A 16152-nucleotide genomic window follows, 5' to 3' on the forward strand; every position below is an offset into this window, starting at 1 on the left:
TCACGTCCCGGCCCCGTCACACAGGTCCCGCCGCTCCCGCCGGTACTCCTCGTACGACTGGTAGCGCACGCCGAGTCGTACGAGCGTCTCGCGCAACCCGTAGCGGTCCAGGCCGAGTTGGCCCTCGGTGAAGGCGGCGCGTGTCGCCTCCTCCTTAGCGGTGCGCGCGGCGGACGCGTCGACGGCCTCGGCGGACCGCTCACGCGGGACGACCATCACGCCGTCGTCGTCGGCGAGGATCACATCGCCCGGCCGGACGCTCTGTCCGCCGAGTACCACCGGGACGTTGACCGATCCGCCGGTGGCCTTCACGGTGCCCTGCGCGGAGACGGCCGCCGCCCAGACGGGGAAGCCCATCGCGCGCAGCTCCTCGGTGTCGCGCACTCCGGCACCGGTCACCAGGCCGCGGACGCCCCGGCGTTGCAGGGCGGTGGCGAAGAGTTCGCCGAACATGCCGTCCGTGGAGGGCGAGGTGGTGGTGACGACGAGGATGTCGCCCTCGCCGCACTGCTCCACCGCCGCGTGGATCATGAGGTTGTCGCCGGGCCAGCTCAGCACGGTGACGGCGGTGCCCGCGACCCGTACGCCCTGCTGGACCGGGCGCAGGTCGCTGCCGAGGAGGCCGGTGCGGCCGAGGGCTTCGTGGACGGTCGCCACGCCGTACGCGGAGAGCGCCTCGACGTCCTTCTCGGCGGCCTTCGGTGGGTTGGTGACGATCAGGCCGCTCATGCCAGCTCCCCCGTGACCTGCGGATACGGGCGCATGTACGCCTCGGCGTAAGTGGTGTGCGGCAGACCGAGGTTGGGGCCCGCGTTGCGCTTGAGCTGCACACCGCGGCGGACGGCCAGGTCGGTGTAGTAGTCCCACAGGTGCCGTTGGGCGGCCAGGCACTCCATGGCCTTGCGCTTGGTCTCCCACACCTCGGAGATGTCGAGGAGGACCTCCGGCTTGAAGCCGCACATCTCGGGCTGGTGCGGCTCGAAGAAGAACACCGGCGGGGCGCCGATGATCTCCCCCTCGGCCGGGTAGCCGATGGCCTGGGCGAGCACCCGCGCGTCCAGGGCCATCCGGGCAGCCGCCGGATGGTCGCCGTTGTACGGGTCGTCGAGCGGGTGGGTAAGGACGACGTCGGGCTGCGCCTCGCGGTAGACGGCCACCAGCCGGTCCGTCAGCTCGGGGGTGATGGTCAGGGGATAGTCGCCTGCGTCGAAGAAGACGACCTCGGCGCCGAGAGCGGCGGCGGCGGCCTCGGCCTCCGCGCGGCGCATCTCCTTGATCTCCTCCAGCGACCTGCCCTCGCGCCATGCCTTCGCGGACTCACCGCGCTCGCCGTAGGTCAGGCACGCGATGGTGACCTTCTCGCCACGCGAGGCGGCGAGGGCGACGGCTCCACCCGCCCGCCACACGAAGTCCCCGGCGTGCGCGGTGATGACGAGCGTGGATCGTGGGGTGGGGGGCGTCGACGGTGGTGACGTACCGGCCGCATTGCCATGCGTCATTGTTGCAATCTCCTTGGTGGACAAGCCGGTTGGCCCACCCCCGCGGTGTCACTCGCGCAACGCGTCGATCACACCCGAAAGGTGGGCGCGGACGGCCGCTTCGGCCGCCTGCGGGTCCCGGGCCCTGATCGCCTCGATCATGGCCAGATGCTCACCCAGGGACTTCTGGGGCCGCCCCGGTCGCAGCGCGAGCTGGAAACGGTGGCGCACCAGCTGCCCGTTGAGCCGCTCCAGCAGTTCCACGGCCGTCTGCTGGCCGGAGAACTGCCTGATGAGGGCGTGCAGTTCGTGGTTGAGGTCGGAGTAGGTCACCGGCTCGCCGTCGGCGACGGCCTTGGACATCGCCTCGCCCACGTCGACCAGCCGGGTCAGCTGTTCGTCCGTGACCGCGACGGCCGCCTTGGCCGCGCACAGCCCTTCGAGGGCCATGCGGCACTCGGTGATGGCGACCGCTTCCTCCACGGTCACCACCCGCACCCGCGAACCGCGGTTGCGGATCCGCTCGACCAGACCCTCCGACTCCAGCTCGATCAGTGCCGCCCGCACACTGGCCCGTGTCACACCGAACTGCTCGGCGAGTTCGTTCTCCACCAGCCGCTGGGCCGGTGCCATCTCGCCACGCAGGATCGCCTGCCGCAGCTGCGCGAGCGCGTGCTGCCTGGCCTGCTCCCCAGTGCTCGGACGGGCTTGTTTCGGCATGTGTGCTCTCCCTGAGTGAGTGCGTGTCGAACCTAAATCTAGACGAACAAGATTGTCAACAATTTTGTTCTCCATGTGGTGCGGCCATACCAACAAGGGCCCTGGTATCCGCAGTTGCGGATACCAGGGCCCTAAGGAGTTCGTACGAGGGGTCTCCCGCGCTCAGGCAGCGACAGGGAACCCCGACGTGCGGAAGACGCGGCGCTCGGCGTCCACGGCGAACACCTCGCAGCCTTCGCGCGCGGCGGCCCAGTCGATCCCGTCCGCGCCCATCGCGAACGCCGCGGTCGCCGTCGCGTCCGCCTCGGTCAGGGAAGGGGCCACGACGGTCAGGCTGAGCAGCCCGGTCGCCGGACGCCCGGTGCGGCCGTCGAGGATGTGGTCACCGCGCTCGTACCGCCCGGAGGTCGCCACCGCGCCGTCGGTGATCTCCAGGACCGCGCACAGCCGGTCGGCCTGTTCCGGGTGACGCACGCCCACCCGCCACGGACGGCCGGCGGAGACCACATCGCCGCCGGCGTTCAGACAGAACGTCGTGACGCCCTCGGCGAGCAGCAGTTCGGCCGCCCGCTGCACCGCCCAGCCCTTGACCATCGCGCAGGGGTCGAGGCCGCGGCCGGGCAGCCGCACCTGGAACGCGCCCCCGCTCGCGACCCGGTACTCCTCGCACAGGTCGAGCACCTCGACGAGGTCCGCGCTGAGCTCGTGGGATTCGAGCTCTCCCCGGCCCAGCCGGGACACCTCGCTGTCGGCGATGAAGGGGCTGAACCGCGCGTCGACCTCGCGCAGCCACGCGAAGACCCGGTCCGCGGCCACGGGCGCGCCCCCGTCGGTGGCGGGGTCGTCGATCCGCAGGGAGATCGGCAGCCCCATGATGTGCTCGACGCGGCGCACTTCCTCAGCCGTTGACATCACGATCAGCCCTTCGCGTCGATGGCGGCCTGGAGGGACTCGACGTACCCCTCGCTCGTGATCGTGGCGCCCGAGACGGCGTCGATGTCGGAACTCTGCGCCTCCAACGTCTCCGCGATCAGCTTCGGCACGGCGGCCTTCGTCTGCGGGTGGTTCGGCTGCTGCAGCATCCGTACCGCGTCGATCTTGTCGCCCTCGAAGGTCACCTCCACCTGCACGGTGCCCTTCTCCGTGTCGACGGCCGAACCCGCGACGACCTGGGAAGCGGCGGCCGAGGCGGACGGCGAGGGCGAAGACGAAGAAGAGGACGAGGACGAGGACGACGAGGAAGTCGCCGGCTTCGCGTCGATGGCGGCCTGGAGGGACTCGACGTACCCCTCACTGGTGATCGTGGCACCGGACACCGCGTCGATGTCGGAACTCTGCGCCTCCAGCGTCTCCGCGATCAGCTTCGGAACCGCCGCCTTGGTCTGCGGGTGGTTCGGCTGCTGCAGCATCCGTACGGAGCTGATCTTGTCGCCGTCGAAGGTCACCTCGACCTGTACGGGACCCTTCTCGGTCTTGATGGTCGAACCGGCGACGACCTGGTTCGAGGTACCCCCCGAAGAGGACGTGGACGGTGTCGAGGCGGGTTCGGCGACCTCGGTGGTGGACGACGTGTCGGTCGAGGGCGCGTAGCGCCACACCGGGATGAGACCCGCGACGGTCAGGACCAGGACAGGAATGGCTCGTTTCACGGTGTCTCTCTCATCCCGCCAGGCTGAAGCGCTCGAAGTGGATCTGCTGCTTGGGCACGTTCAGCTCGCGCAGGCTGCCCAGCACCGCGTTCATCATCGGAGGCGGTCCGCACAGGAAGACGTCCCGGTCACCGATGTCCGGCACGAGCCGTACGAGCTCGTGCGGCGCCAGCTTGTCGGGGCTGACCGGCCCGGACACCAGGTGCAGCTCGGCGCCCTTGTCCCGGGCGAGTTCCCGCAGCTCGTCGTAGAGGACCGCGTCCCGGTCCGATGCCACGCGGTAGATGACCACGGCGTGCCCTTCCACCTCCTCCAGCAGGGCCCGGATGGGGGTGACGCCGACACCGCCGGCGATGAGTACGGACTCCGGCCGGGTGCGGTGCATCGCGGTGAAGGCGCCGTACGGGCCCTCGGCGAAGACCCGCGTGCCCACCTTCAGGTGCCGCAGGGCCGCGGTGCCGTCGCCCGCCGTCTTGGCGGTGAGCCGCAGTGTCCGGCCGTCCGGTGCCGCCGACAGCGAGAACGGGTTGGCCTGCCACCACCTGTCCTTGGTCAGGAACCGCCACAGGAAGAACTGGCCCGCGCGCGCCGGCAGCCGGTCCAGGTCGCGCCCCGTCATATAGATCGACACGACGTTGTCGGACTCGGGCACCACGGCCGACACCCGCAGCTGGTGGCGCATGTTCCGCCACAGCGGCAGCACGAGCCGGCCCAGGGCGACCGCGCCGAGCGCCACGCCCCACACGCCGTACCAGTACGCCGTCGCGAAGGACGACGCGGTGAAGGACGTACCCACCGCGACCTGGTGCGTGAAGGCCAGCACGACCGCGAGGTACGTGTAGAGGTGAATGAAGTGCCAGGTCTCGTAGGCCAGCCTTCGGCGGGCGTAGCGGGCCGAGACGCCGCCGATCACGAGGATCAGCACCAGCGCGACGACGGCGCGCAGCACGCCCTCGACGGTCTCGGCGAGGTCCACCAGCTGACTCACCGGATCCATGCCGGAGGAGTCGGCGTAGCCGAAGGTGATGAACACGGCGTGGCCCAGCAGCGTCCACAGCAGGCCGAAGCCGACCCAGCGGTGCCAGGAGGTCAGCCGGTCCATGCCGATGCGGCGGTCGAGCCAGGGCAGCCGGGCGACCAGCAGCAGTTGGAATGCCATCAGGAGCGCGCCGTACAGGCCGAGGAGCCGGCCGATGACGATGAGGGCGTTCGAGGCGAACCCGGCCTGGACGAAGAACACGGTCACCACGGCTACGTTCACGGCCAGCACGCCGTACAGGCCGGCGCGGGCCACCACCTTGGGACGCACCGCCGCGGGAGGTGGGGGAACGGTCGTCTGGACAGTAGTCACGGGGTCGGCAACTCCTTGATCGGGTCCTGGGACTCCGAGCCTGCCTTCCGGGTGCTGTCGTTTTCCTGTCGCTCAACTTTCAAGTTTTTATCGATATGAAGTAGACAGGCCCGCGACTATGGCGTCACGAGGCACGTGAAGCACTATGGGCACGTGGAAAAAGTACGACTTCTCGTCGTGGACGACGACCCGCCCATCGCCGACCTGGTCGCGACGGTCGCCCGCTACGAGGGCTGGGAGGCGGTGACCGCGAACTCCGGCGAGGAGGCGCTGCACCGGGCCGCGGACTTCCATCCGGACATCGTGGTGCTCGACCTGATGCTGCCCGGACTCGACGGCTTCGCCGTGCTCGACCGGCTGCGGCTGTCCGGGACGATGGTGCCCGTGGTGTTCCTGACCGCGCGGGACGGCGTGGCCGACCGGGTCGCGGGCCTGACCAGGGGCGGCGACGACTACCTGGTGAAGCCGTTCGCGGTGGAGGAGCTCATGGCCCGGCTGCGGACCGTGCTGCGCCGCAGCGCGGGACCGGCATTCCAGCGGTCGGTGCTGAGCGTCGCGGACCTGACCATGGACGAGGACACCCGCGAGGTGCGCCGCGGCGACCGGCTGCTGACGCTCACCCCGACCGAGTACGAGGTGCTCCGCTATCTGATGCGGAAGTCGCCGACCGTGCTCACCAAGGCGCAGATCCTCGACCACGTCTGGGAGTACGGCTTCGGCGGCCGGTCCAACGTGGTGGAGCTGGTCATCAGCCGGCTGCGCCGCAAGCTCGACGGCAACGACGAGGACGAGGCGCCGCTCATCCACACCGTTCGGGGCGTCGGATACGTGGTGCGGCAGGTCGCCGAGTGATCCGCCGCTTCAGGGAGACCTATCGCAGACTGCGGCTGGGCACCCGGCTCGCCCTCGGTATGGGCGTGCTCTCGCTGGTCGTGTTCGCCGTCGTCGGGGCGGCGCTGTCGATGTACATGCGGGACTATCTGGAGCGCCAGCTCAACGACCAGATGAAGCTCGTCCAGCTCACCCAGTCCAAGGACGTCGAAGCGTACGGCACCGTGCAGGGAAAGCCGTACTACGGCTGGTACACCGCCTCGTTCGAGGTCTCGGCCGACTCGGCCGTACTCCGCGAGCCTGCCGACGTGCCGGCGGACGCCGACGAGCTCGCCGTCGTCGCCGAGGCGGTACGGGACACGGGAGACGACCCCGTCTTCCGCACCGCGCACATCAAGGGGGAGGGCACATACCGGCTGCGTGCCTGCGAGCCCGAACCCGGGGTGGTCCTGGTCACCGCGGCGCCCATGGACGACATCGAGGACACCATGGACCAGCTGGCCACGGTCCAGGTCGTCGCCTTCGCCCTGGCGCTTGTGGGGCTCGTGGTGTTCGGCCGTGCCGTGCTGCGGCGGGGTCTGAAGCCGCTCAGCGACATGGCGCACACGGCCCGCGGCATCACCTCGCACGACTTCACCGACTCGGCGCGGCTGCCGGTGCGCGCCGACCGCGGGAACGGCGGCCCGGAGGTCGAGGAGCTGCGGACCGCCTTCAACACCATGCTGGAGCACATCGACGACTCGCTGGCCGTCCGCACGGAGGCCGAGCAGCGGCTGCGCCGGTTCGTCGCGGACGCCTCGCACGAGCTCCGTACACCCCTGATGTCGGTACGCGGCTACGCGGACCTCTTCCAGTACGCGGCGGCCAACGAGCCCGAGGAACGGGAGAAGCACCTGGCCCGGCTGCGTGCCGAGGCGGCCAGGATGGGCATACTCCTGGACGATCTGCTGCTGCTCGCCCGGCTGGACGCCGCCGAGGTGGAGGCACCGGTGCGGTTGGAGGACGCGGATCTGGCGGAGCTGGTGCGCCAGGCCGCGGAGGCGTTCCGCGCGGCCCGCCCGGACCATCCGCTGGCCGTGACGGCCGGTCCCGGTCCTGTGCGGCTGCGCCTCGACGCCCTGCGCATCCGCCAGGTCCTGGACAACCTCCTCACCAACGCGGCCGTGCACACCCCGGCCGGTACGGAGGTGTCCGTGGAGGTGTCCGTCGAGTCCGGCGCGGCGGTCGTCCGGGTCACCGACTCCGGTCCCGGCATTCCGGCCGCCGACCAGGAGCGCGTCTTCGACCGCTTCTTCCGCATCGACAAGGCCCGCAGCCGCGACCGCGGAGGCAGCGGCCTTGGCCTCGCGGTCGCCCGCTCCCTGGTCCAGGCCCACGGCGGCACCATCACCCTGACGAGCCGCCCGGGCGCGACGACGTTCACGATGAAGCTCCCTCTGGCCCCGTAAGGGGCGCGGGGAACTGCGCGACCAGCCACAGCCGACCCGCACCCGGCGCCCCACGGGGCAAGCCCCCCGCCTACTCGGCGTAGAACGTGGCGTCGGCCTTGGCCGTCGTCGTGTCGGCCGGCTGCGTCACGAGCAGATAGTTGTAGTGCCGGATGTAGCTGCCCGCGACGTTGTACGACTCGAACGAAACGCCCGCGGACGCGTCGGCCAGCCCCGCCCGCCGGTAGAAGCTCGCGTCGCTCCTGAAGGTCGTGCTCCCGTCGCTCTTGTCCACCCAGACCTCACCGTTGCTCCGGTGGCGGAGGTAGTAACCCGGGAAGTTCGCCGACTCCAGGGAGACGGTCCCGGTACCGGCCAGACCGGTCACCACACGGAACTGCGAGTCGGCGAGGTTGGTGACGTTCGGCTCGATCTTCGCCCGGTACTCCCAGTGCCGGATGAACCGGTCGGGGAAGTTGTACGAGGAGAAGCGGACCGGGGTGACACCGTCGGCCACGGGGATGCCGAGGTTGGGCGTGCCGTCGGCGTTCCAGTACAGCTTCTGGTAGCGGGTACGGCGGTTGGGGTCGTTGAGGGGGTCGCCGCTGATGTCCTTGTAGTTGCGGTCGTGGTAGACGAGGATGTCGGACTTTCCGTCCTCGGACGTGGTGAAGGTGTTGTGGCCGGGGCCGTACTGGCCGGTCGCGTCGTTGCTCCTGAAGACCGGGGTCTGGGTCTTCGTCCAGGAGGCCGGGTTCATCAGGTCGGCGGTGGAGTTGGCGGTCAGCAGGCCGAGGCAGTAGTTGGCGTCGGTGGCGCTGGCGGAGAAGGTCATGAAGACCTTGCCGTTCCGCTGGATGACGGCCGGTCCTTCGTTGACGCGGTGGCCGACGATCTCCCAGGAGAGCGTCGGGGTGGAGATGCGCGCCGGAGTGCCGCTGATGGTCCAGGGGTTGGACATCGGGGCGAGGTAGATGCTGGTTCCGCTGCCGACCGCCGGGTCGTTCTGCGCCCAGCTCAGATAGCGGGTGCCGCCCACGGTGAAGGTCGTCGCGTCGAGCGAAAAGGTGTCCAGCGGCAGGGCGATGCGGCCCTTCTCGGTCCAGGTCCCGGTCAGCGGGTTGGCGGCGCTGGTCTCCAGTACGTAGGGCCGGATCTTCCAGATATCGTTGGAGGTACCGGCGGCGAAGTAGACGTACCACTTGCCGTCGATGAAGTGGATCTCCGGCGCCCAGATGTGCGCGCCCATCTCACCGCTGGCGTGCTTCGTCCAGATCGTCGTCTCGGTGGCGGTGGACAGGCCCTGGAGGGTGGTGGCCCGCCGCATGACGATCCTGTCGTACGCGGGCACGGTGGCGGTGAAGTAGTAGTAGCCGTCGGTGTGTTTGAAGATGTGCGGGTCGGCGCGCTGTTCGGCGACGGGGTTGGTGAAGGTGACGGCGGGCGAGGCGGGGGCGGCGGCCTCGGCGATGCCGGAGGTCAGGGCGGCCAGGGTGACGAGCAGCGCCGTGACCACCCTTGCGATCGTGCGTCTCACTGAGTTCCTCTCGATCACGTCGAAGTCGAATCCGTCTCGATCACGTGCGTCTCGAACGCGTCGGTCGAGCCCGTCGAGCCGGATGCGCGCCGGTCACGTCGTGGGCTTGAACTGCCACTGCTGGCAGGTGTTGTTGAGCCAGGTCCACTGGCGCACGTCGACGCCGTCGCCCGTACCGCAGTTGGCGACGTCGGCGACCTTGCCGGTGCTCTCGTTGACGATCCGCACGTAGTCACCGGTGGCCGTGTACACGAGGCGGTACTTCTGGCAGTTGTTGTTCAGCCAGGACCACTGGGCGATGTCGGTACCGTCCGCGGCGGCGCAGCCGGCGGTGTCCATGACCTTGCCGGTGGCCACGTTGACCAGCCGGCTGGTGTCGTTGCCCTGGTCCTCGATCCGCCACTTCTGGTTGGTACCGCCGTTGCAGGTCCACTGGAAGATGTTGGCGCCGTCCGCGGTGCTGCCACCGGCCACGTCCAGGCACTTGCCGCTGTTGCGGTTCACCAGCGTGTACGCGGTCGGGGTCGCCGCGGTCTCCCCTGCCGGGCCGGGGAGCGTGGTGCCGAGGGCGGCCGGGGTGCCGAAGTTCGGTGTGCCGTCCGAGTTCCAGGTGAACTTCTGGGCGCGAGTGGTCCGGCCGTTGCCGCAGCCGCCGTTCGCGGTGTTGTTGCCGTGGTAGACGATCCAGTTCTCGGTGCCGTCGGGCGAGGTGAAGAACCCGTTGTGGCCGGGGCCGTAGACGCCGGCCGCGTCGTTGCGTTGGAAGACGGGGGTCTGCTTCTTCGTCCAGGCGGACGCCAACAGCGGGTTGCTGCCGGTCAGTTCGAGCTGGCCGAGCTTGTAGTCCGCGGTCTGGCAGTGGCTGGCGGAGAAGGTCAGGAAGGTGCGGCCGTCGTGGTACAGCGGCTCGGGCCCCTCGTTGACGGCGCCGCCCGAGGTCTCCCAGCTCAGCGTCGGGCTGGAGATGACGCTGAAGGTGGAGCTGCTCAGCGTGTACGGGTTGCTCATCGGCGCGATGACCAGGCTCTGCGTACTGCCGTTGATGAAGCCGCTGCCCAGCAGGTACAGATTCCCGTTGTGCCGCAGGACGCTGGCGTCGATGAGCCAGCCGCCGGGAGTGAGGTTGGAGCCGGTGAGCTGGTTCTTGAAGGTGTACGGGCCCATCGGATCGGTGCCCGCGCTCTCCAGGACGTAGGTGCGCTGGGAGTCGCAGCAGGCGACGCCGCTCTGCCCCGCGGAGTAGTACAGGTACCAGTGCCCGTCGACGAAGTGCAGTTCGGGGGCCCAGAAGTTGGTGTTGCGGGTGGAGGTCGTGTCACTCCACACCTGGACACTGGGGGCCACCGACAGACCGGCCAGGGTCGGCGACTTCCGCATGGTCAGCACACCGGTGAACGACGTGGTGACCAGGTAGTAGTTGCCGTTGTAGTACTCCAGCCAGGGGTCGGCACCCTTCTGCGCCTTGACGGGGTTCGTGTACGGCCGCCCCTCCGCGGCCGTGGCGGGCTGCGTGGCGACGGAGGCGAGCATCACGAGCAGCGCTGCCACGAGGGTGCACCAGTGACGGGCACGGAACACGGTGAGTCCCCTTCCGATGAACACGTCGTTCGAAATCCCGTACGGCGTGCGTAACTTCGACCAGAAGATAAGTACGCACGGGGTACGCGTCAACGCTTCTGACGCGTTTGGTTCCGTTCGGCTTTCCGTGACGTAAAACCACGAACGCCACGCGGACCTATGGATGTTGCGCGAAGTCCCCAGCCGTTCGACCTGCCGGACATTGTTCGGAACCTCTTGACGCCCCCGTTCACACCGCTTCACACTCTCGCAACGCGACGTCACACACGCGAAACGGCCCAAGCCCGTTGCTGAGACCTCGCGGTCCTTTCCTTCCGGCATGTCTCAGCAGAGGAAGTTGAAACGATGCAACTCGCGAGACCCCGTAGCCGTACAAGACGTTGGGCAGGAGGGCTCGCGGGACTGACCGCGGCCTCACTGCTCCTCGGACTCGCCGGGCCCGTCGCCCCCGCCGACGCGGCCGAGAGCGCGGACATCACCGAGGGCCTGGCCCTCTGGTACAAGCTCGACGCCGCCTCCGGCACCACAGTTGCCGACGCCTCCGGCAACGGCCGGACCGGCACGGTGAACGGCACCGCCACCTGGTCCGACGCCGGTGAGGGACTCTCGTTCAACGGCTCCGACACCTACGTCAAGGTGCCGGACAACATCATGAGCGGCATGAACTCGATCTCCGTCTCGATGGACGTGAAGGTCGACTCCGCGCAGAGCACCCCGTACTTCGTCTACGGCTTCGGCAACACGAGCGGCTCCGCGGGCAACGGCTATCTGTTCACCACCGGCAGCACCCTCCGGACCTCCATCGCCTCCGGCAACTGGTCGACGGAACAGACCACCCAGCCCTCCCCAGCCCGCGCCATGACCCGTGCCGTGTGGAAGCAGGTCACGTACACCCAGACCGGCACCACCGGTGTCCTGTACGAGGACGGCGTCGAGGTCGCCCGCAACACGGCGGTCACCATCACGCCCGGCTCCATCGGCTCCGGCACCACGACCGCCAACCACATCGGCAAGTCGGTGTACCCGGGCGACAAGCTCTTCAAGGGCAGCATCCGCGATTTCCGCGTCTACGACCGGGCGTTGGCCGGCTCGGAGGTCGAGCAGCTCTCCCTCCCCGTCGCCACCCGGGGCGTGGCCGACGACAAGGCCGCCCTCACGCTCGGCGACACGAGCGCCGTCGTCGCGGACGTGACCCTGCCGACCACGGGCACGGCGGGCGGCTCCACCATCACCTGGAAGTCCGACACCCCCTCGGTGGTGGCGGACTCGGGTTCCGTCACCCGCCCCGCAGCCGGCGAACCGGACGGCCACGCCACACTCACGGCGACCCTCAAGAAGGGGCCGGTGACCGACACCAAGTCGTTCGACATCACAGTCCCGGCGGCGTTCGACGACGACACGGCCACCGAACAGGCCGCCGAGGCACTGAAGGTCGACAACCTCGACGACGTGCGCGGCAACATCACCCTGCCGACGACCGGTTCGTACGGTACGAAGGTCGGCTGGACCTCCGCGAAGCCGGACATCGTCTCCGCCGACGGCATCGTCCACCGCCCGGCGCACGGCGACGGCGGCACGACCGTCGAGCTGACCGCGACCGTCACGAAGGGTGACGCGCGGGCGACCCGCGTCCTCACCGCGAAGGTTCCCGAACTCCCCGCCGAGGCGCCCCTCAAGGGCTATATGTTCAGCTACTTCACCGGCGAGGGCACCTCGGACGGTGAGCAGCTCTACGCGGCCCTCAGCAAGGGCGACGACCCTTTGAAATGGCGGGAGTTGAACGACGGGAAGCCCGTCCTGACGTCCACGCTCGGCGAGAAGGGCCTGCGCGACCCATTCATCATCCGCTCCCCCGAGGGCGACAAGTTCTACCAGATAGCCACCGACCTGCGGATCTACGGCAACGGCAACTGGGACGCCTCCCAGCGCACCGGCAGCAAGTCCATCATGGTCTGGGAATCCACCGACCTGGTCCACTGGACCGACCAGCGACTGGTCAAGGTCTCGCCCGACTCGGCCGGCAACACCTGGGCCCCGGAGGCGTTCTACGACGAGAAGCTCGGCTCGTACGTCGTCTTCTGGGCGTCGAAGCTGTACGACAACCCCGAGCACTCGGGCGACACGTACAACCGCATGATGTACGCGACCACCCGTGACTTCCGCACCTTCAGCGAGCCCAAGGTGTGGATCGACCGCGGCTACTCGGTCATCGACTCGACGATGATCAAGCAGGGTGACACCTACTACCGGCTGTCGAAGGACGAGCGGAACAACTCCTCCTCGACCCCCAACAGCAAGTTCATCTTCCAGGAGAAGAGCGACTCGATCCTCGACGAGTCCTGGGACTTCGTGGCCGAGGGCATCGGCAAGGGCGCGATGAGCGCCGCCGAGGGACCGCTGGTGTTCAAGTCCAACACCGAGGAGAAGTGGTACGCGTTCCTCGACGAGTTCGGCGGCCGCGGCTACATCCCCTTCGAGACGACGAACCTCGCCTCCGGCAACTGGGCCCCGTCCACGGGATATGACCTTCCGTCAAAACCCCGCCACGGTACGGTACTTCCGGTTACACAGGCCGAGTACGACCGGCTGCTGAAGGCGTATCAACCGGACCAGATCGTCGAGTCGGTCGAGGACGTCAAGGTCACGACGGGCATCGGTGACGCCCCGGTCCTGCCGGGCACGGTCATCGCCGAGTACGCGGACGGGGTCGAGCGCCCTGTCTCCGTCACCTGGGACGACGTCCCGGCCTCGGCGTACGCGCAGGCCGGCACGTTCACCGTGAAGGGCAGCCTGCCCGACGGCGCCGTGCTACGGGCCGAGGCCGAAGTCACGGTCTCGGCCGAGGGCCCCGACGTGCCCGCCGACCTGGTCCTGCGCTACGGGTTCGACGAGACGGGCGGCAGCATCGCCCGTGACTCCAGCGGCCACGGCTACCACGGCACGTACGTCCGTACGCCCGACTTCGGGACCGGTGTGGACGGCGGCTCGTTCAAGATGTCCGGCGGTTCGAGCAGTTCGACCACATCACCGTACGTGCGGATCCCGAACGGCGTGCTGAAGGGAGCCGACAGCGTCACCGTCTCCACGTACGCCAAGTGGAAGGGCGGGGACAACTTCCAGTGGCTCTTCGGGCTGGGCCCGGACAGCGACAAGTACCTCTTCGCCACTCCGTCCAACGGCGGCGGCAAGCTCTTCTCGGCGATCACCAAGGCCACTTGGTCGGGTGAGAAGCAGATGACCGGCGGCTCGCAGCTCACCCCCGGTGAGTGGCAGCACGTCACGGTGACGGTGAACAGCGCGACCGAGACGGCGGTCCTCTACGTGGACGGCGTCGAGGCGGCCCGGGCGACCGGGGTCACCATCAAGCCGTCCGAGCTGTACGACGCGTCGAAGGGCTACTCCGGCTACATCGGCAGGTCGCTCTACTCCCCCGACCCGTACTTCGGCGGCGAGGTCGACGACTTCCGCATCTACAACCGGGCGCTGTCGCCCGCCGAGGTCCTGGAGCTGAGCGGGAACACCACGGGTATCGCCTCGGCGACCCATCCCGCGCTGAAGGTCGACGCGATCATCGACGACGCGGACAGCAGGATCACGCTGCCGCTCGCGGAGGGCAGTGATGTCACGGCCCTGGCCCCGGAGTTCGACCTCGCCCACGGGGCGTCGATCAGCCCCGCGTCCGGCTCGCTGCACGACTTCACCGAACCGGTGACGTACGAGGTGACCGGCTCGGACGGCAGGAAGCGCACCTGGACGGTCAGGGCACTTGAGATGAAGAGCCCGGTGCTGCCGGGGCTCAACGCCGACCCGAACATCACGCGGTTCGGCGACACCTTCTACATCTACCCGACCATGGACGGCTTCCCGGGCTGGAGCGGCACCCAGTTCAAGGCGTACTCCTCCAAGGACCTGGTGCACTGGGAGGACCACGGCGTCATCCTCGACCTCGGTCCTGACGTCGGCTGGGCCGACAGCAGGGCCTGGGCGCCGGCGATCGAGGAGCGCGACGGCAAGTACTACTTCTACTTCTGCGCCGACGCGAACATCGGTGTCGCGGTGTCCGACTCGCCCACCGGCCCGTTCGAGGACGCGCTGGGCAAGCCGCTGCTGAAGGCGGGCCAGTACCCGGGCCAGATGATCGACCCGGCGGTGTTCACCGACGACGACGGCACACCGTACCTCTACTGGGGCAACGGCAGGGCGTACGCCGTCCCGCTCAACGACGACATGGTCTCCTTCGACGCGTCGAAGGTCACCGACATGACTCCCAGCGGCTACAACGAGGGCACCTTCGTCATCAAGCGCAAGGGCACCTACTACTTCATGTGGTCGGAGAACGACACCCGGGACGAGAACTACCGCGTCGCCTACGCCACCGGCTCCTCGCCCACGGGCCCCTGGACCAAGCGGGGCGTGATCCTGGAGAAGGACCTCTCCCTGGGCATCAAGGGCCCCGGCCACCACTCGGTGGTCAAGGTGCCGAACACCGACGACTGGTACATCGCCTACCACCGTTTCGCCATCCCCGGCGGCGACGGCACGAACCGCGAAACCACCATCGACAAGCTGGAGTTCGACGCCGACGGCCTGATCGAGAAGGTCGTCCCGACGCTGTCGGGCATCGACCCGGTCACCATCGTCCGGGCGGGCCCGGACGCGATGGGCACGGAGGGGAGCGCGATCCCGGTCACGGGCACGATCTCCGGGGCGGGCAAGCCACGCTGGACGGTCAAGGCCGGAGCGCCCTGCACGTTCGCCGACCCCGGGGCCATCCTCACGTCGATCACCTGCGCCGACGACGGTACGTACGAGGTGACGCTGACCGGTGGCCGCAGCAGCGACACGCTCACCGTGACCGTGGACAACGCGGCGCCGGTGATCACGTCGGCCACGGGGCCCGCCTCGGCGGTGTCCGTCGCCAAGAGCGCGGCCGTCAAGGCCGAGTTCACCGACCTGGGGGCGGACGACACCCAGACGTGCAAGGTCGACTGGAAGGACGGCACCGAGCCGACCACCGGCAAGGTCACCGGCACTGTCTGCGAAGCCACGCACACCTACGAGAAGGCGGGCATCCACCGTCCGGTGATCACGGTCACCGACGACGACGGGGGCAAGGACAGCAGCCAGTTGCCCGAACTGGTCGTCTACGACCGCGGGGCCGGTCCGATCGCCGGCGTCGGAGTCATCTCCTCCCCGGCGGGCGCCTACCCGGCGAAGCCCTCGCTGACCGGTCTTGCGGGCTTCTCCTTCGGCGCCGCGTACAAGAAGGCGAAGGACACCGTGCCCAGCGGCAGCGCGACCTTCGACTTCGCGGCCGCCAAGGTCAAGTTCCGCTCCACCGCCTCGGACTGGCTGGTCGTCACCCGCTCCGAAGCCCAGTACCAGGGCTCGGGCACGGTCAACGGCACCGTCGGCTACGCCTTCCGCATCACCATCACGGACTCCCCCGACACCTACCGCATCAGGATCTGGAAGAAGTCCACGGGCGACGTCGTCTACGACAACCGCACGGGCACGAAGGCGTACGGCATCGTGTTCGGCTGACGGCCGACACATCACTGACAGAAGCGGTGTCCGGGGC

11 protein-coding genes are annotated in these 16152 nt (G+C 68.8%); 3 read left to right on the top strand and 8 right to left on the bottom strand.

The genetic code is table 11. The annotated features are described in order from the left end of the window. From ACZ5VQ_RS07495 to ACZ5VQ_RS07520, 6 genes are all read right to left on the bottom strand, one after another. A complete protein-coding gene (locus tag ACZ5VQ_RS07495) occupies positions 1-729 on the bottom strand; it encodes a 4-carboxy-4-hydroxy-2-oxoadipate aldolase/oxaloacetate decarboxylase (RefSeq protein WP_469104098.1) in 729 nt (242 codons plus the stop codon). Next, a complete protein-coding gene (locus tag ACZ5VQ_RS07500) occupies positions 726-1499 on the bottom strand; it encodes a PIG-L deacetylase family protein (protein ID WP_469104099.1) in 774 nt (257 codons plus the stop codon). Before ACZ5VQ_RS07500 ends, ACZ5VQ_RS07495 begins: the two co-directional genes overlap by 4 nt. A 48-nt stretch (positions 1500-1547) precedes the next feature. After that, on the bottom strand, positions 1548-2198 hold the full coding sequence (locus tag ACZ5VQ_RS07505) for a GntR family transcriptional regulator (protein ID WP_143634567.1): 651 nt from the start codon (positions 2196-2198) through the stop codon (positions 1548-1550). A 162-nt stretch (positions 2199-2360) separates the two neighbouring features. Further along, complete coding sequence (locus tag ACZ5VQ_RS07510) at positions 2361-3092, bottom strand: FAD:protein FMN transferase (protein ID WP_469104564.1); 732 nt, start codon at positions 3090-3092, stop codon at positions 2361-2363. Between the two features lie 23 nt (positions 3093-3115). Further along, positions 3116-3847, bottom strand: a complete 732-nt coding sequence (locus ACZ5VQ_RS07515) for an FMN-binding protein (protein WP_469104100.1) — start codon at positions 3845-3847, stop codon at positions 3116-3118. A 10-nt stretch (positions 3848-3857) separates the two neighbouring features. Further along, complete coding sequence (locus ACZ5VQ_RS07520; RefSeq protein WP_469104565.1) at positions 3858-5144, bottom strand: ferredoxin reductase family protein; 1287 nt, start codon at positions 5142-5144, stop codon at positions 3858-3860. Between the two features lie 207 nt (positions 5145-5351). Here ACZ5VQ_RS07520 and ACZ5VQ_RS07525 point away from each other — a divergent pair, with 207 nt between their 5' ends. Both ACZ5VQ_RS07525 and ACZ5VQ_RS07530 read left to right on the top strand, forming a co-directional pair. Beyond that, the gene (locus tag ACZ5VQ_RS07525; RefSeq protein WP_362072657.1) at positions 5352-6050 is read left to right on the top strand and encodes a response regulator transcription factor; all 699 of its coding nucleotides are present in this window, start codon (positions 5352-5354) and stop codon (positions 6048-6050) included. After that, on the top strand, positions 6047-7477 hold the full coding sequence (locus ACZ5VQ_RS07530) for a sensor histidine kinase (RefSeq protein ID WP_469104101.1): 1431 nt from the start codon (positions 6047-6049) through the stop codon (positions 7475-7477). The genes ACZ5VQ_RS07525 and ACZ5VQ_RS07530 overlap by 4 nt, the downstream gene beginning before the upstream one ends. 70 nt (positions 7478-7547) lie before the next feature. Here ACZ5VQ_RS07530 and ACZ5VQ_RS07535 read toward each other — a convergent pair whose 3' ends face one another. Then, positions 7548-8972, bottom strand: coding sequence for a family 43 glycosylhydrolase (locus tag ACZ5VQ_RS07535; protein ID WP_469104566.1), 1425 nt, complete (start codon positions 8970-8972; stop codon positions 7548-7550). 114 nt (positions 8973-9086) lie between these two features. Continuing rightward, the gene (locus ACZ5VQ_RS07540; RefSeq protein ID WP_469104567.1) at positions 9087-10523 is read right to left on the bottom strand and encodes a family 43 glycosylhydrolase; all 1437 of its coding nucleotides are present in this window, start codon (positions 10521-10523) and stop codon (positions 9087-9089) included. Between the two features lie 393 nt (positions 10524-10916). Here ACZ5VQ_RS07540 and ACZ5VQ_RS07545 point away from each other — a divergent pair, with 393 nt between their 5' ends. Further along, entirely contained in the window at positions 10917-16115 is a 5199-nt protein-coding gene (locus ACZ5VQ_RS07545) for a family 43 glycosylhydrolase (RefSeq protein ID WP_469104102.1), read from the top strand. The last annotated feature ends 37 nt before the right edge of the window (positions 16116-16152 follow it).

It is taken from the genome of Streptomyces sp. NPDC033178, from assembly GCF_055577685.1.

Bases quoted from the DNA above. Each gene is read 5' to 3' on its own strand.
- ACZ5VQ_RS07500 (WP_469104099.1), bottom strand. From the start codon at position 1,499: ATGACGCATGGCAATGCGGCCGGTACGTCACCACCGTCGACGCCCCCC.
- ACZ5VQ_RS07505 (WP_143634567.1), bottom strand. From the start codon at position 2,198: ATGCCGAAACAAGCCCGTCCGAGCACTGGGGAGCAGGCCAGGCAGCAC.
- ACZ5VQ_RS07540 (WP_469104567.1), bottom strand. From the start codon at position 10,523: ATGCTCGCCTCCGTCGCCACGCAGCCCGCCACGGCCGCGGAGGGGCGG.
- ACZ5VQ_RS07495 (WP_469104098.1), bottom strand. From the start codon at position 729: ATGAGCGGCCTGATCGTCACCAACCCACCGAAGGCCGCCGAGAAGGAC.
- ACZ5VQ_RS07545 (WP_469104102.1), top strand. From the start codon at position 10,917: ATGCAACTCGCGAGACCCCGTAGCCGTACAAGACGTTGGGCAGGAGGG.